Consider the following 15,202-nt stretch of genomic DNA (forward strand, 5'->3'; position numbering starts at 1 on the left):
AGGCTGCCGGCGGCTCGGCGGTGGTCTGAGGGAACAGCCATGCCCTGGACATGGTCGACTCACCACTATTTTCGGGTCAGTCCCGCTCTCCGTCACACCGAATGTATGAAACCGTTTCACACATTCGGTGTGACGCTAAGCGGGACTCGCGGGGGTTCAGGTCGTCAGGTAGCGCGCGGCGACGGCGTCGTTGTGGCGGGTCAGCAGCTCGGCGAAGGTGCGTAGCTCGTCCGGTGTCCAGTCGCCGAGCAGTTCCGCCGACACGGTCAGCCGGCGCTGCCGGGTCAGGGCCATGAGCTCCAGCCCCAGCTCCGTGGGCGCGATGATGCAGCGTCGACGGTCGGTGGTGTCGTGGATCTTCGTCACGAGCTCGCGGCCCCGCATGCCGGTGACCTGCCGGCCCGCGGTGGACGGGTCGAGGCCCAGCGCGCCGGCCAGCGTGCTGATGTCGACCGGGCCGAGGAGGTCCAGGGTGCGCAGCAGCAGGTACTCGGACTTGTCGAGCTCCTTGTACACCTCGCTGCGTCGCCGGAGCAGCTCGAAGTTGCGCGCGAGCACGGCCGTGGCCAGCTCGACCACGTCCAGCGCCGCCGCCGCGTCCGTCATGGGGCCCTCCGGGAAAGATGCCGGTACGACACCGGTAATTAGCGGTATGGTACCGGCATCGAGGAATGGGGGCCTGGATGACGCTCGCGCTGAGCGAGATGCGGGATCGGGCGGTGGCGTCCGACCCGGGGTTGAGCCGGTTGTGGTCGGCGGCCTCGGCGACGTTCGCGATGGCCAGCGGGCTGGCCGTGGAGTTCGGGTTCGCGCTGGTCACCGGGGCGAACGCGATGGGAACCCTGATCGCCATGCTGCTGGGCGCGGTGGTGGCGATGATGGGCGCGATGGCGCTCGGTTCCGGCAGCGCGTGGGCCAAGACCCGCACCGCCGCGCTGTTTCCGGTCGCCTTCGGCATCGGCATGCTGGCCGGCGCGCTGGTCGACGGCAACACCGATCTGATGCTGGCTGTGTTCGTCGCGGTGATGTTCGCGGCCGTATTCGTGCGCCGGTTCGGCGTCGACTTCTTCTTCTACGGCTTCATGGGCTGGATGGGCTACTTCTTCGCGGCCTTCCTGCACACCACCGTGGCCATGCTGCCCGGGCTGCTGATCACCGTGATCGTGGCGACGGTGTGGGTGCTGCTGCTGTCGGTCACCGTGCTTCGCGTGAACTCCGCCAAGACCTTGGCCCGGGTCGTGCGGGCCTTCGACGCCCGGGCCCGTGCCGTCTCTCGCGCCACCTCGGACCTGCTGTCCTGTACCGATTCCCGTCGCTTCGACCGGTCACGCCGTCGTCTGCACGCCCGCCTGGCCGGTGTCACCGAGGCGGCCCTGATGGTCGAGGGCTGGTCCGCCGAGTCCGGCGCCCTGCCGGCTGGCACCTCACCGTCTCGCTTACGCCGCAAGCTGATCGACGCCCAGCACGCCCTGGATCAACTTGTCACCGCCGCCGAAGCCCTCGTCGGCACCGACCATGCCCGCGCCGCCGCCCGGGTCGCCGACCGCCTGGCCCGCCGTGACGACCGCCGCGCCGCCGAGCTGGCCCGCGTCCTGCCGGATGAGCACTTTGCCGTCGCCGTGACGGAACTGGTGACCATCGCCTCCGGCTCCGACGACACCACCGACGACGTGCTCGACGAGTTCGAGCCGTCCATCTCCCTCGCTTTCGGCGCCCTGCCCGGCTCTCCCGCCGTCGCCAAGGACGTGCCAGCTCGTGGCGGCCACTGGAATCCCTTGGCCCGCTTGGACATGACCACCCGTCAGGCCATCCAGGTCGCCGTCGCCGGCGCGTTGGCCATCGTCGCCGGCGAGGCCCTGTCGCCCGCCCGCTACTACTGGGCTGTCATCGCGGCCTTTGTCATGTTCGCCGGCACCGCCACCCGCACCGAGACCTTCGTCAAGGGCCTCAACCGCATCGCCGGCACCATGTTCGGCCTCGTCGCCTCCGTGCTGTTCGCCGAGATCACCGCCGGCAGCACCGCCGGGGTGCTGGCCGTGATCGTCGGCAGCATGTTCCTCGGCTTCTACCTGCTGCGGATCTCCTACCTGTACATGATCTTCTTCGTCACCGTCATGGTCGGGCAGCTCTACAGCGTGCTCAACGAGTTCTCCACCGACCTCCTGGTGCTGCGCCTGGAGGAGACCGCCATCGGCGCCGCCATCGGCTTCCTGGTCGCCCTCGTCGTCACACCTCTGTCCACAAAGGACACCGTCCGCAGCGCTCGCGACGCCGTGCTCACCGCCCTGGCCGACCTGCTCGACGCCGCCGCCGACCGTCGCGACCTCGACGCCGTCAGCCGCACCTTGGACACCAAGCTCTGGCAGCTGGCCTTGGTCGCCCGGCCCCTGACCGTGCCCATGCTCAACGGCACCGTCTCCCCGCGCACCCGCCACCGCCTCGCCCTCTATGCCTCCCTCGGCATGCACGCCCGTGCCCTCCGGCGCCCCGACCCCCAGCTCTCTCCCGCCTGCCGCTCTCTCGCCGACGCCGTCCGCCAGCTCATCGCCTCTCCCGTCGGCGCCGTCCAGCCCGCCGCCGAGGCCCCCCTCGCCGCCGCCGACGCCTCCCTCTTCTCACCCGGCGTCCCCTCCTCGCGGCCCCTCATCCATCTCCGCCACGTCCTCCGTGAGCTCAGCGGCCTCCCCCTCACCGGCGGCTCCGTCGCCGGCACCACCCGCCCCCACGCCTCCCTCAGCCTCCTCGACTCCGCCGGCCGCATGGTCGCCACCACCACCGCCGACTCCCACGGCCGCTACCACGTCACCGGCCTCCCACCCGGCCCCGTCACCGTCGTCGCCACCGCCTACCCACCCACCGCCCACCGCATCAGCCTCCGCACCGGCCAGGTCGCCCGCCTCGACGTCACCCTGGGCTGCGCCCGCAGCCGGACAGATGTGCCCGTCAGTCCGTCCATGTGAGGCGGACGGCGCCTGGTCAAAAAAGCAGGCGCACCCGTCCAGCCGGGTACGCCTGCCGTCAAACCTTCCGCGACTGCGTCAGTGCACGCTGTGCAGCTCCGCGACGGCGGCGAAGCCGTTGCGGAAGTTGGCGTCCACCGTGGCGACCTCGGCCGCCGAGGGGATAGCGTTCTTGCACGCGGTGCCCGGTCCGTGCCCGGACATGACCTCGGAGCAGGGCCCCGTGTAGTCGTCGGGCAGCCCGAGGTTGTGGCCGAACTCGTGGGTGAGGATCCGGGTCGGGTCGAAGCCCTGCGCGACCTGCTGGCGGTCGATGTAGATGTCGCCGTGGCCGTGCCCGTCGGTGTTGGTGTAGGAGCCGCCGCCGTTGATCTCGTGCAGCCTGATGGTGGCGGTGCCGCCGGACACCAGCTGCACGTTCTTCAGCCGGGTGTCCCAGTTCTTCACGGCCTGGACCACCTGGGCCGAGTAGTGCGTGATCCCGCTCGCGCTGTAGTGCAGGGTGACCACGGTCGGCGCCGCGTCCGCCGGCGCGGCGAAACCGATGCCGGCCAACGGGAGCAGGGTGGCGGCGAGGCCGAGGGCCAAACGTCGAAGCATTCTCGTCACTCCTCTGGCATGGACGTGGGGCCAGCCTCGCAGCGCGCGGTGTGACGCAGCCACCTGCGATCGTCGGGGCGCGTTCACCGTTGACCCGGGTAATTTGCCGGTATGAGCCTGCCCGAGGAACTCTCGCTGACGGTCGACGGACCGGTGGCCACGCTGACGATCGACCGCCGGGCCAAGCGAAACGCCTTCGCGCTGCGGATGTGGCAGGCGATCCCGGACGTGGTGCGCGCGGTCGAGGACGACGAGACCGTGCGGGTGCTGGTGGTCCGCGGCGCGGGTGACGGCCCGTTCTCGGCCGGGGCGGACATCGCCGAGTTCCAGACCGTGCGCAAGGGCGAGGAGGCCGCGGCGGCGTACTCGGAGGTCGTGCACGAGGCGGAGCGGGCATTGGCAACGATGTCAAAGCCGTCGGTCGCGCTCATTCAGGGCTGGTGCGTGGGTGGCGGCTGCGAGCTCGCTTTGGCCTGCGATATCCGAATTGCCGACAATACGGCCAAGTTCGGCATCACGCCGTCGAAACTGGGCGTCGTCTACCACCAGATGTCCACGGCCCGTGTGGTGGAAACGGTCGGCGCGGCCTGGGCCCGCTACATCCTGTTCACGGGCGAGCTGCTCGACGCCGAGGTGGCCCTGCGCATCGGACTCGTGCACGAGGTGCACCCGGTGGAAGAGGTCGCCGCCAAGGCCTATGCCCTGGCCGCAACCCTGGCCCAGCGTGCCCCGATCACATTGGCCGGGGCCAAGCAGCTGATCGCCCGTGCCGTGGCCGGTGAGGCCGCCGAGGACGAGTGGTCGCAGCGCTGGTACCGCGCCTCCTACGCCAGCCGCGACTACGCCGAGGGCGTCAGCGCCTTCGTGGAGAAGCGCCGGCCGGACTTCACCACGATCCCGTGGCCCAAGCTCGACCAGGACGGCGCCCCGGCCTGATGCAGGGAAGGACGCCTTACCCGCGTTCAACGAGGGTAAGGCGTCCTTCCCTGCATGAAGGCGGTCAGGCGGTGGCGGCGTCGAGGGGGTGCGACTCGAAGAAGGACCACATGATCTCGTTGGGGTCGATCTTCGGGACGGTGTAGCCCTTGGCCATCGAGTCGGGGGTGCCGGGCCACATGTGCCGCTGGCCGGTGACGGTGTACAGCACGACCTGGCGGCCGTTGTCGCAATTGCCGTAGGTGGTGCTGATGACACCGTTGACAACCTGCTTCTGCACGCCCTTGTCGCAGTGGTCGGCGGCGGCCCAGCGCTGGGCGGCGACCGGCACGCTGTAGGACCAGTAGATCTGCTTGCTGCCGTTGTACGGGTTGGTGCCGTCGGAGGTGCCGTGGAAGGACAGCACCGACTCCGGCCGGCCCAGCTTGCAGTTGCCGGGCATGCGCAGCCCGGACATCGGGGCCACGGCGGCGATCTGGCCGGACAGCTCGCAGCCGACCTGCGAGGCCATCCGGGCGCCGCCGGAGAAGCCGGTGACGTAGATGCGCTTGGTGTCCACGCACAGCGCCTTGTTCATGGCGGCGATGGCGTCGCGCATGAACTGGATGTCGTTGGGCGCGCCCTTGGGCACCGGCCGGCCGCTCATCAGCGGCACCCCGGGCACGTTCCAGGCGAAACCGTGGGACTTGCCGGCGATGAACGGAATGCCGGCCTGCGGCGCGACGACCACGAAGCCGTGTTTGTCCGCGGTGGCCGCGATTTCCGAACCGGCCAGCTGCTGCAGCGGGGTGCTGCCGCTGCCGTGCAGGTCGATGACCATCGGCATCGGCTTGCCCGGCTTGTGCCCGTGCGGGTAGTAGACGACGACGGTGCGGCGCATCCCGTCGGACATCACGTGCTGGGTGCTCAGGCCGGCCGGCACGTCGGGCTTGGCGCAGGTGTTGCCGCCACTGGCGGCGGTGACCGCGGCCTGCGGGGCGGGCTTGATCGAGGATCCCTCGGTTACGCCGGCCGCGCACGCGGAGGCGGTCAACGCGACCAGGACCGCGCTCGTGGCGAGCACGGTAAGGCGCGTGGCGGCGGCGGTACTCATCGGCGGTTCCTCTGGCGGCGGCGGTGGGGCCGACGGCGTCGTCGACGGTCGGCCCCAATCTACGTTAAGAAGTTTCTGAATTTTCCCTGTAGACGTGTTATCCGCCGCTGGGGTTGCAGGCGTTCCGCCTGACAACGTTGTCATCCGCCGTTTGTGGCCGGGATTACACGGTCCGCGGGTGCAGCAGGTCGGCCAGGCCGAGCCGCTCGTAGAAGTCCGAGCGCAGCCGGTCGGCCACCGCGTTGACGACCTCGGCGCCGTCCTGCGACGGGTCGATGTGGGTGCGCAGCGGGCGCTTGCCGTAAGGGGTGCCGACCACGCGGACCACGGCCCTGGCCACCTCGGACGGGTCGGCGTCGGCCGGCTCCAGCTCGGTGAGCTTGGCCGTGACCTGCGCGGTCAGGCCCGAGTAGAACTCCTCGTACGCCTCGACCACGCCCGTGTCGGCCGGCCGGCCCGAGTTGGCGAAGTGGTTGGTGCCGCCGGTGAAGGCGCCGGGCACGATCAGCGAGGTCTCGATGCCGAACCGGGCCAGCTCGACCGCGTAGCTCAGGGCCAGCGAGTCCATGGCCGCCTTGGCCGCGAAGTACGGGCCCAGGTAGGGCGGCGTCCCGGCGCGGGCCGAGCTGCTGCTGCCGTTCCAGACGACCAGGCCGTGGTGGGCGGCGCGCATGTGCGGCAGGACGGCGCGGTTGACCCGCTGCGAGCCCAGCACGTTGGACTCGTACAGCTCGGCCAGCTGCTCCGGGGTGAAGGCCTCGGACGGCCCCAGCACCATGTGGCCGACGTTGTGGAACAGGACGTCGATGCGGCCCTCTTCCTCGATGATCCGCGCCACCGCGGCGTCGACGGAGGCCTGGTCGGCCACGTCCATCTCGACGGCGCGGAGGTTGACGTCGTTGTCCTTCGAGTACTGCTGGATCTGGGTGACCTTGTCAGCGTTGCGGCCGGCGGTGGCCCGCATGCCGGCGTACACGGTGTGGCCGGCGTCGGCCAGGCGGTGGGCGCTCATCCAGCCGAACCCGCTCGATGCCCCGGTGACGACGACGATCTGGCTCTCGCTCATGGTGTCCGCTCCTCGGTCATTTTGTGGACGTTGTGTCCATATAAACACCAATGGAGACACTGTGTCCATATAGTTTGATGTGACGGGGGTCACTGGTCCTGGGGGTGATCTCCCGCGCGGCGCGGAAAGGCTGCACGCGGGGCACGACGCGGGGGCTTTACCTGTCGTTGAGCGGCGCCTGTGGGTAGGTTGGCGCCGATTTCGCACCGAGGGACTGGGGTGACGCTGCCCGATCGGTCCACGATGTCAGGAGCCTCCATGAGCAGAACCCGGATCGCCGGGATCGTGCTGGCCGCGGCCGCGGCGGTCGCCATCACCGCCATTCCCGCCGCCAATGCCGTGCCCCAGTCGCCGGAGTACGGCGCTTCGTACGGCCCGACGGTGATCGGCCACCGCGGAGCGTCGGGCTACCGGCCCGAGCACACGCTGGCCTCCTACGAGCTGGCGGCGCGCATGGGCGCCGACTACGTCGAGCCCGACCTGGTGTCCACCAAGGACGGTGTGCTGGTGGCCCGGCACGAGCCGGAGATCGGCGGCACCACGGATGTGGCCCAGCATCCGGAGTTCGCCGGCCGCAAGACGACCAAGGTGCTCGACGGCGTCCCGCTGACGGGCTGGTTCACCACCGACTTCACGCTGGCCGAGCTGAAGACGCTGCGCGCGGTGGAGCGCCTGCCCCAGGTGCGCCAGCGCAACACCGTCTACGACGGCCGCTACCAGATCCCGACCTTCCAGGAGGTCATCGACCTGGTGAAGCGCCTGGACAAGGAGCTGCACCGGGACATCGGCATCTACCCGGAGACCAAGCACCCCACCTTCTTCAAGGCCGAGGGCCTGCCCACCGACCAGAAGCTGGTGGACGCGCTCAACCGCAACGGCCTCAACCACCCCGGCGCCAAGGTGTACGTGCAGTCGTTCGAGGTGTCCAACCTCAAGTGGCTGCACCGCCAGTTGCGGGTGCCGCTGATCCAGCTGACCGCGGTCGCGGGCCAGCCGTACGACTTCACGGTGGCCGGCGACAAGCGCACGTACGCGGACATCACCTCGGCCGCCGGCCTGCGGGAGATCGCGACCTACGCGCAGGGCGTCGGCCCGGACAAGAACGAGATCATCCCGTGGGACGCCACGGGTCACCTGGGCCGGCAGACGTCGTTCGTCAAGGACGCGCACGCGGCCCGCCTGAAGGTGCACCCGTACACGTTCCGGCCGGAGAACGTGTTCCTGCCGGCCGACTTCCGCTCGTCGGCCGACCCGACGGCCTACGGCAACCTGTTCGGCGAGATCGAGACGTACCTGCGGGCCGGCATCGACGGCTTCTTCACCGACACGGCCGACATCGGCATCGTGGCCCGCGACGAGTTCCTGAAGGGCTGAGCTTGAGGAGCTGGAGCCCCTGTCCGGGGGGTAGGCAAGGGCTCCAGCTTGTCGCCGGCCACCAGGGGGGATTGGCAGCGGCGTCGGTCAGCTTAGGGCCAATGCGGCCGGCGTGTGGCCGCATTGGCGGAACTCATCCGGTGGTCGAGAGCAGCTGGGCCAGCGCGGCGTCCACGCCGCTGCCGTTCTGCACCGACGCGAGGCTGCCGCCGGTGTCCTGGGCGATGCCGCTGAGCTGGTCGTGGTCCACGTTCCCGCCCACGGCGATGATGTTGACCGAGACCGGCCGCTTGCCGTCCTTGAGCTGGCCGAGCTGGGTCCGCAGCTGGTCCACCGTGAGCCCGCCGTCGTTCTTGCCGGCCACGACCACGACGACCCGGTTGTGCTTGCCGTCCTGGTAGTTGGCCAGCACCGACTGGTAGACGGCGAGAATGCTGGCGTACAGCTGGCTGCCGTTGCCGGGGGTGAGCTTGTCGATGCCGGCGTGCAGCTGGTCGACGCCCTGGTCGATCCGCACCACCGGCACGAGCTGCTTGTACGGTTTGTCCCCGTCCAGGCCCGCGGCGTAGGCCCACAGCCCCATCGAGCCGGACACCGTTCGGTTGACCTCGCCGGTCAGGGCGTTGCGCACGGCCTTCACGCCGTCGGCCCCCATCGCCGGCGAGGTGTCCACCAGCACCGACAGCACCTCGTTGCCCAGGGCCGCGGCCGTCCAACTGGCCGAGATGTCCTGGGTGGTGGTGGCGTCGGCCGGGACCAGGGTCTGCGAGATCGCCGGCCAGCGCATGCCGGTGGCGTCGGTCGGATGGTCCGGCGTCGCGGCGACCCGCAACCCGGCGGTGGCGAACAGCTTCTGCTGCGCGCCCTGCCGCACGAAGTCCCGGAACTGTTGCGCCGCCTTGTTCTGGGTCTGGCTGACCCAGCTACCCGACAGCGTGACGAACGGGAAGTCGGCGGCCGGGCTCGCGCCGCCCATCGCCACCTCGTACAGCGGCGTCGCCGGCTTGGGTGCGCCGTCCTTGCCGAGGTTGCGCCGGTAGAGGTCGACCTCGGTCACGGGGACGGCGCCGTAGCTGGCGGTGCCGATGTCGGCCGCCTTGGCCAGGCCGTCCAGCGCGTCCAGGGTGTCGGCCGGCGCGCCGGAGGCCCGGGAGTTGGCCAGCTTGGCGATGGTGTCCTTGACGCCTGGCTGGGCCAGCATGTCCGTGGTCACCGGGCCGGTGCCGTTGGCCGTGGCGCCGGCCAGCGCCGACTGGACGGCCAGCGCGCTGGCCGGGTTCGTGGCCGGATCCGGCACCGCGAGCCGGAACTTGCCCCACTGCGGCTTGCCGTAGCCGGACCAGCCGTTGGGCGCGGACGTCAGCCCCGGCAGATCCGTCCACTGCACGAGATCGCCGCTGGCCAGCGCGTCCGCGCCGGACTGCTGGGTGGCCAGCACGACCGGGCTGGTGGCCACCGACTGCGGCTGCGTGCTGACGATGGAGTTGTTCTGCGCGGTCAGCCGGTTGGCCCACAGCATGGAGTCCGGCAGCCAGGCCGCCGGCTGCTCGCCGAGCTTGCCGGTGTCCCACTTGGTGGTCAGCCCGGTCAGCACGGTCTGCGACTCCACCGACTGCACCTGGAGCCGAACGCACGAGTCGTCGATGACCGGGTGCGTCTCGGTCCAGCGCTGGGCCGCGTCCCGCACCGGCTGCGCGATGCTCGGTGTGACGGCCACCCGCAGCACCACGTCGCCGTTGGTGCAGCCGTTGGCCTCGGCGGCGGCGCGCCGCTCCAGCACGCCGCCCAGCCAGGTCCACGCCAGCCAGCCCAGCAGGATCAGCACCACCAGGCCGGTGATCGCGACCGGCCACTTGGCCAGGCGCCGCCGCACCCTCGTCACCAGTGCGCGGTGTCGAGCCATCACGTCCCTCTCCGAGCGCCAGGTCACTCCCCAAGGGTCAAGTTGACTCACTGGGTGTGACATCAGCGTCATGAAAGCGCAGATTCTGCCCTACGCGCGAAGAACACGGTGCCCGATCGGGGGTACCGGGACACCCTGGGTCACTTTCCGCCCACGTGGGTCCCGTCCCGGACCGTGCCGACGTACTCCTCGACCAGGTCCTCCAGGGCCACCACGCCCAACTGCTGGCCGTCGGCGTCGACGGCCCGGGCCAGGTGGCTCTGGGCCCGCCGCAGCGCGGCCAGCGCGTCGTCCAGCCGGGCGTCGGCCGGCAGTTCCGGCAGGCCACGGACCCGGTTGCGCGGCACCGGCGTCGACGGCGGCTGGTCGGCCAGGTCCAGCACGTCCTTGACGTGCAGGTAGCCGGCCAGCCGTCGATCGGCGGCCAGCAGCGGGAAGCGGGAGAAGCCGGTCGCGGCCACCGCCGCCGCCACGTCGCCGACGGTCGGCTCGGCCGGCACCGTGGTCAGGCGGTCCAGCGGCACCAGCACGTCGTTGACGGTGCGCGCGGCCGAGGACAGGGTCTTGGCCAGCCGCCGGTGCTCCGGCTCGTCCAGCAGGCCCTCCTGCCGGGACTCGCCCAGCAGCGACGCCAGCTCGTCGGGCGTGTAGGCGCCCTCCAGCTCGTCCTTCGGCTCGACCTTGATCAGCCGCAGCAGCGCCTGCGACATCACCGTGAACGTGTTGAGCAGCGGCCGGGTCAGCCGGCAGAAGGCGAAGTGCACCGGCACCAGCCACAGCGCCGCCCGCTCGGGGCCGGCCAGCGTCAGGTTCTTCGGCACCATCTCGCCGATCACCGTGTGGCAGAACGACACCAGGGCCAGCGCCACCACGAAGGAGATGCCGTGCACCAGCGTCGGCGGCACGCCCAGCGGGGCCAGCGGCTCCTCCAGCAGACCGGCGATGGCCGGCTCGGCCAGCGCGCCCAGCGCCAGCGAGCACACCGTCACGCCCAGCTGCGCGCCGGCGATCAGCAGCGGCAGCTGGTGCCCGGCGCGGATCACCGTGCGGGCCCGCTGCTGCCCCAGCCGGGCCAACTCCTCCAGCCGGTCGCGGCGGGCCGTGATGATCGCGAACTCGGCGCCGACGAAGAAGCCGTTGCCCAGCAACAAAAGGATGGTCAGCAACAGCGCGAGGACGTCGTTCACGCCGTCACCTCGCTCGGGATCGTCGCGGGCACTTCGCCGACCTTGGCCACCCGCAGCTCCGCGATGCGGTGCCGGTCCATCGCCATCACCGTGATCCGCCAGCCGTCCACACGCAGTTCGTCGCCCACCTCGGGGATCTCGCCGAGCCGGGTCAGCACCAGGCCGGCCAGGGTCTCGTAGTCGCCGTCGGGCATGCGGAAGCCGGTGGCCTCGGCCACTTCGTCCTCCCGCAGCAGCCCGGACACCATCCAGCTGTCCTTGCCCAGCGGCCGCACCGGCGCCACCTCGCGCCGGTCGTGCTCGTCGCGGACGTCGCCGATGATCTCCTCGACGAGGTCCTCCATGGTCACGATGCCGGCGGTGCCGCCGTACTCGTCGACCACGATGGCGATCTGCAACCCGGAGCCCAGCCGCTCCAACAGGGCGTCGGCCTCCAGGCTCTCCGGCACCGTCGGCACGGGCCGGATCAGCGCCGACAGGGGCGTGGTCGCGCGCTGCGCGGCCGGCACGCCGAAGACCTGCTTCACGTGCACGACACCGCGAACGTCGTCGAGGTCGCCGTCGTGCACCAGGAAACGCGAGAAGCCGGTGCGCAGCGCGGCGTTGACGAGGTCGAGCACGGTGTCGTCGCCGCGCAGGGCCTCGACCTGCACGCGAGGCGTCATCAGCTCGTCGGCCGTGCGGTCGCCGAACCGCAGCGACCGGTCCAGCAGCGTCGCGGTGCCCTGGTCGAGGGTGCCGTGCGCGGCGCTGGAGCGGACCAGCGAGCCCAGCTCCTGCGGCGACCGCGCGGATCGCAGCTCCTCGGCCGGTTCCACGCCGAAGCGCCGCACGATCCAGTTCGCGGTGCCGTTGAGCACGGTGATCGGGGCCTTGCACGCCCGTGAGAACGCGTACTGGAAGCCGGCCACCGCGCGGGCGGTCTGCATCGGACGGGCGATCGCCAGGTTCTTCGGCACGAGCTCGCCCAGCACCACCGACAGCGCGGACGCCAGCAGCAGCGCCAGCGCCGCGCCCACGGCCTCGGCCCCGCCGGGCGGGATGCCGATCGCCGTCAGCGGCGCCTCGATCAGGTCGGCCAGCGCCGGCTCGGCCAGCGCGCCGGTGACCAGGGTCGCCAGCGTGATGCCCAGCTGGGCGCCGGAGAGCTGGAACGACAGCGTGCGGTGCGCCTTCTGCACGGTGCGGGAGCGCGCGTCGCCGAGTTGGGCGACGGCCGTGTCCACCTGGCTGCGTTCCAGGGTGGTCAGGGAGAACTCCGCCGTGACGAACAGCGCGTTGGCCGCAGTCAGCACCAGGACCGCGAGCAGGCAGAGGACGTCGAAAAGATATCCGGTCATCGGGGACTCACGTCCGTGACCGGGGTCGTATCGCAGCCGGGGCTTTCCCCCGGCTCACTACTGTGGCCAGGTGACCGCGCGTCAGGCACGGAAACAGTCACTCCTCAGATGGTGAACAACGTGACACGTCAGCTGCCAGTGTAAGGGCTGCGTATATGCGTCGGCCGGACAACCACGTTCCTGTCACCAGGATTTCTTCGAGCGGCGTGTGCTGTGGGTCACCATTCAGGCACACCAGGTCAGCGCGGCGGCCGACGGAGATCTCGCCCCACGTGTGCTCGGCCTGCGCCTGCCACGCCACACCCGTGGTCTGCGCGGCGAACGCTTGCGCCACGTCCAACCGCTCGCCCGGCAGCCACTCCCGTCTCGTGGCGATCCGCAGGCCTTCGAGCGGATCGGCCGGGCTGACCGGCCAGTCGCTGCCGAACGCCAGCCGCGCGCCGAGGCGGGCCAGCGTCGCGAACGGGTACTGCCGGTCGGCGCGCGCCGGGCCGAGGCGGGGGATGGTGAGCTCGGTCATCAGGGGATCGGTCTGGGCCCACTGCGGCTGCACGGTGGCGATCACGCCCAGCTCCGCGAACCGGGGCAGATCCGCCGGATCCACCACCTGCACGTGGGCGATCACCGGCCGGCGGTCCCAGTCCGGATTGGCGGCCCTTGCCTGTTCGATCGCGTCCAGGGCGGCGCGCACGGCGGCATCGCCGATGGCGTGCACGTGGATCTGGAACCGTTCGGCGTCGAACGCCGTGACCGCGGCGGCCAGCTCCGACGGCGACCACACCGGCATTCCGTGCGACTGCGGCACATCCGCGTACGGTTCGAGCATCGACGCCGTGCCGGTCTCGACCACCCCGTCGGCGAAGAACTTCACGGTGCGGGCGGTGACCAGGTCCCGGCCGTAGCGCTGGCACCGCTCTCGCTGCCGGTCGAAGGCCGAGGTCTGCTCCCGCCAGCGGTCGGGATCGGCCCGCTGGGCCAGATCCGCGCGGAACGTCAGACATTCCCGTTCCACAGCAAGGAGATAGGCGTCCACCATCGCCGGCTCGACCCACGCGTCCTGCACCCACGTGACGCCCACTGCCGCATACACCCGGCCGGCTTCTTCCAGCGCCGCAACGAGATCGTCCGGTTCGCGGGCCGGGATCAGGTCCAGCACGAGATCGCAGGCGTGCCACTCCAGCAGCGTGCCCAACGGGCTGCCGTCGGCGCGTCGGAGAATCCGGCCCAGCCGCGGATCCGGTGTGTCGCGGGTGATGCCGGCCCGTTGCAGGGCAAGGCTGTTGCACCACAAGGCGTGGTAGTCGCGGGACCGCAACGCCACCGGCCGGTCCGGCACGGCGGCGTCCAGCCATCGTGCGTCGAAGGCGCCGTCCGGGGCCAGGGCCGGGTCGTAGCTCGCGGCCAGGATCCAGCCGTCGCCGGGATTTTCCGTCGCCCACCGAGCAACCTCGGCCACAATGCCGTCCACAGTGGACTGATTGGTGATCGAGGGCCCCTGCCGCTCCAGCCCGCCGAGCACCGGATGCGCGTGCCCGTCGCCGAACGACGGCAGCAGCAGGCCGTCGCCCAGGTCGACGACGTCGGCTGTGCCGAGCTCTTCGGCATCCGGCCCGACGGCGACGATCCGGTTGTCGGCGATGGCCACCGACTGGGTGGAAGTCCGCAGCAGGATCAAATCTTGCGGATGCTCTCTCGCAGCACGACCTCCGCCGCGATCCGCTCCGTGCGCGGCTCGCCGTCGTGGTCGCTCAGGGCCATGTGCGCCGCCCGCGCGCCCATCTCCTCCAGCGGCAGCCGAACCGTGGTCAGCGTGGGGGAGACGTCGCGCAGCGTCGGGATGTCGTCGAAGCCGGCCACCGAGATGTCGTCGGGCACCCGCACCCCGGCCGCCCGCATCGCCGCCATCGCGCCCAGCGCCATCACGTCGTTCACGGCGAACACGCACGTGGCGTCGGTGCTCTCGGCCAGCATCTCGGTCACCGTGTCGTAGCCGCCGTCGCGCGTGAACTCACCGTACCGAATGGACTGATCGGGCAGCTCGACGCCGGAATCGGCCAGCCCCGCCTTGAAACCCGCCACCCGGTCGCGGCTGGTCAGCAGCTCCGGCGGCCCGCCGAGCACCACGAACTTGCGGTGCCCGAGCCCGGCCAGCGCCACCGCGAGCGCCTTGGCCCCGGCCCGGTTGCTCGGCACCACTGTGTCCACCGGCAGCTTGGCCTGCGACACGCAGGCCACCCGGCCGCCCTGCTCGGTGAAGGCGGCGATCTCCTCGGCCAGCTTGGCCGTGACGGAACGCTTGGTGGACCGGCTGCCGACCATCACCACCGCCTTGGCGCGATGCCCGCGCAGCGTGGCCAGCAGTTCCCGCTCCCGGTCCGGGCTACGCGCGGTCGTGCCCAGCACCACGACCAGGCCCGCGTCCTCGGCCACTCTCGTGACACCGGCGGCGATGCTGGAGAAGTACGGATCGGAGATGTCGTGCACCACCAGGCCGACCAGGGAGCTGCTGTTGCGGGCCAAGGCCTGCGCCGAGGCGTTGGGCAGGTAGCCCAGCGAGTCGGCGCTGGCCATCACCCTGTCCCGCAGCGGGTCGCTGACCTGCCGATCGCTGCCGTTGATCACCCTGGACGCCGTGGCCAGTGACACCCCGGCGTGCCGGGCCACCTCGGCGAGCGTGATCTGCCGTCCGGGCACAGGCCCACTCCCTTCGCCAACTGAACTGGGACAGTACCGGTGACCTGTG

12 protein-coding genes are annotated in these 15,202 nt (G+C 70.9%); 3 read left to right on the forward strand and 9 right to left on the reverse strand.

The genetic code is table 11. The features are described 5' to 3' along the window. Nucleotides 1–156: 156 nt before the first annotated feature. Nucleotides 157–606 (reverse strand): MarR family transcriptional regulator, encoded by a 450-nt coding sequence (locus AB0M73_RS44065; protein WP_043716400.1) that lies wholly within the window; start codon nt 604–606, stop codon nt 157–159. A 77-nt stretch (nt 607–683) separates the two neighbouring features. On the opposite strand from AB0M73_RS44065, the gene AB0M73_RS44070 reads away from it, so the two are divergent. Next, a complete protein-coding gene (locus AB0M73_RS44070; RefSeq protein ID WP_363905068.1) occupies nt 684–2,960 on the forward strand; it encodes an FUSC family protein in 2,277 nt (758 codons plus the stop codon). Between the two features lie 78 nt (nt 2,961–3,038). On the opposite strand, the gene AB0M73_RS44075 is transcribed toward AB0M73_RS44070, so the two are convergent. Then, the gene (locus AB0M73_RS44075; RefSeq protein WP_043716397.1) at nt 3,039–3,560 is read right to left on the reverse strand and encodes a snapalysin family zinc-dependent metalloprotease; all 522 of its coding nucleotides are present in this window, start codon (nt 3,558–3,560) and stop codon (nt 3,039–3,041) included. A 111-nt stretch (nt 3,561–3,671) separates the two neighbouring features. On the opposite strand from AB0M73_RS44075, the gene AB0M73_RS44080 reads away from it, so the two are divergent. Further along, entirely contained in the window at nt 3,672–4,496 is an 825-nt protein-coding gene (locus AB0M73_RS44080) for an enoyl-CoA hydratase-related protein (protein WP_363905072.1), read from the forward strand. Nucleotides 4,497–4,560: 64 nt separating this feature from the next. Here the strand turns inward: AB0M73_RS44080 and AB0M73_RS44085 are convergent, their stop codons facing one another. Further along, a complete protein-coding gene (locus AB0M73_RS44085; RefSeq protein ID WP_363905075.1) occupies nt 4,561–5,589 on the reverse strand; it encodes a PHB depolymerase family esterase in 1,029 nt (342 codons plus the stop codon). A gap of 163 nt (nt 5,590–5,752) precedes the next feature. Next, nucleotides 5,753–6,655, reverse strand: coding sequence for an SDR family oxidoreductase (locus AB0M73_RS44090; RefSeq protein ID WP_363905078.1), 903 nt, complete (start codon nt 6,653–6,655; stop codon nt 5,753–5,755). Nucleotides 6,656–6,913: 258 nt separating this feature from the next. Between AB0M73_RS44090 and AB0M73_RS44095 the strand changes: the two genes are divergently transcribed. Further along, nucleotides 6,914–8,029, forward strand: a complete 1,116-nt coding sequence (locus AB0M73_RS44095) for a glycerophosphodiester phosphodiesterase (protein ID WP_363905081.1) — start codon at nt 6,914–6,916, stop codon at nt 8,027–8,029. Nucleotides 8,030–8,162: 133 nt separating this feature from the next. Here AB0M73_RS44095 and AB0M73_RS44100 read toward each other — a convergent pair whose 3' ends face one another. The 5 genes from AB0M73_RS44100 to AB0M73_RS44120 form a co-directional block, all read right to left on the reverse strand. Beyond that, nucleotides 8,163–9,932 carry a substrate-binding domain-containing protein gene (locus AB0M73_RS44100; protein WP_363905140.1) on the reverse strand — a complete coding sequence of 590 codons (1,770 nt, stop codon included), beginning with the start codon at nt 9,930–9,932 and terminating at the stop codon, nt 8,163–8,165. 140 nt (nt 9,933–10,072) lie between these two features. After that, nucleotides 10,073–11,119 carry a hemolysin family protein gene (locus AB0M73_RS44105; protein WP_363905084.1) on the reverse strand — a complete coding sequence of 349 codons (1,047 nt, stop codon included), beginning with the start codon at nt 11,117–11,119 and terminating at the stop codon, nt 10,073–10,075. Then, nucleotides 11,116–12,459 carry a hemolysin family protein gene (locus AB0M73_RS44110; protein ID WP_363905087.1) on the reverse strand — a complete coding sequence of 448 codons (1,344 nt, stop codon included), beginning with the start codon at nt 12,457–12,459 and terminating at the stop codon, nt 11,116–11,118. The genes AB0M73_RS44105 and AB0M73_RS44110 overlap by 4 nt, the downstream gene beginning before the upstream one ends. A 97-nt stretch (nt 12,460–12,556) precedes the next feature. Next, nucleotides 12,557–14,134, reverse strand: a complete 1,578-nt coding sequence (locus AB0M73_RS44115; protein WP_363905090.1) for an amidohydrolase — start codon at nt 14,132–14,134, stop codon at nt 12,557–12,559. After that, nucleotides 14,131–15,153, reverse strand: a complete 1,023-nt coding sequence (locus AB0M73_RS44120) for a LacI family DNA-binding transcriptional regulator (protein ID WP_363905092.1) — start codon at nt 15,151–15,153, stop codon at nt 14,131–14,133. The genes AB0M73_RS44115 and AB0M73_RS44120 overlap by 4 nt, the downstream gene beginning before the upstream one ends. Between the last annotated feature and the right edge of the window lie 49 nt (nt 15,154–15,202).

Origin of the sequence: Kutzneria sp. NPDC051319 (genome assembly GCF_040682195.1) — a bacterium.
Taxonomy (GTDB): domain Bacteria; phylum Actinomycetota; class Actinomycetes; order Mycobacteriales; family Pseudonocardiaceae; genus Kutzneria.